Source organism: Protofrankia sp. Cr1 (assembly GCF_963555865.1).
Classification (GTDB): domain Bacteria; phylum Actinomycetota; class Actinomycetes; order Frankiales; family Frankiaceae; genus Protofrankia.
Map to the genome: position 1 here is coordinate 1 of NZ_CAUVXO010000488.1, position 817 is coordinate 817.

The following is an 817-nucleotide window of genomic DNA, read 5'->3' on the forward strand; positions in this document are numbered from 1 at the left end:
TCGCCCGACATCCCCGCCGGCGAGGCAACGCCCGCTCGTGGCGGGGGTCGCGGTCTGTGCCGATCGATCGTCCGCCCTTGACAGATCTCGCTTCCCCAGTACGTTAGTTCTGTAACTAACCGACGAGCATAGACATCGCCGGCCCCCGGGGAGTGGATGTGCTCGATGACGGGACACCGCTGTTCGCCCAGATCGCGCAGCGGCTGGCCGAGGAGATCGCCGAGGGTGCGCTCGCGGAGGGCGAACGGGTGCCGTCGACCAACGAACTGGCCGCCTACCACCGGATCAACCCGGCCACCGCGGCCAAGGGCATCAACCGACTGACCGACGACGGGCTGCTGGAGAAGCGTCGGGGGATCGGCATGTTCGTGGCGGCCGGCGCCCGCGAGCGACTGCTCGAGGAGCGCCGCAAGCGGTTCGCCGAGCGCTACGTGCAGCCGCTGGTCGCCGAGGCCCACCGGCTCGGGATCGACGCCGACGCGCTGGTGGCGCTGATCCAGGAAGCCATCCACGCCCAGGGAGGTATCACGCTGTGACGGCGACGATCTCGGTGACCGGCCTGACCCGCCGCTACCGCAACCACCTCGCCCTCCACGACGTCACGCTCGACATCGAAGGGCCGTCCATCACCGGGCTGCTGGGTCGCAACGGCGCCGGCAAGACCACCCTGTTGCGCATCGTCGCCGCCCAGGAGCGCCCCTCGGCCGGGCAGATCCTGGTGCTGGGCGCCAGCCCGATCGAGAACGACGCCATCCTGCGCCGCATGGTGTTCGTTCGCGAAGATCAAGTCTTCCCCGACTTCACGGTCGGCCACGCC

The 817-nt window shown here is 69.6% G+C and carries 2 protein-coding genes; both read left to right on the plus strand.

The features are described 5' to 3' along the window. Nucleotides 1–158 precede the first annotated feature (158 nt). Nucleotides 159–536, plus strand: coding sequence for a GntR family transcriptional regulator (locus U9980_RS24300; protein WP_322748270.1), 378 nt, complete (start codon nt 159–161; stop codon nt 534–536). Then, nucleotides 533–817 (plus strand): ATP-binding cassette domain-containing protein (locus U9980_RS24305; protein ID WP_322770057.1); only part of this gene is annotated, 285 nt, incomplete at its 3' end. The genes U9980_RS24300 and U9980_RS24305, both read left to right, overlap by 4 nt.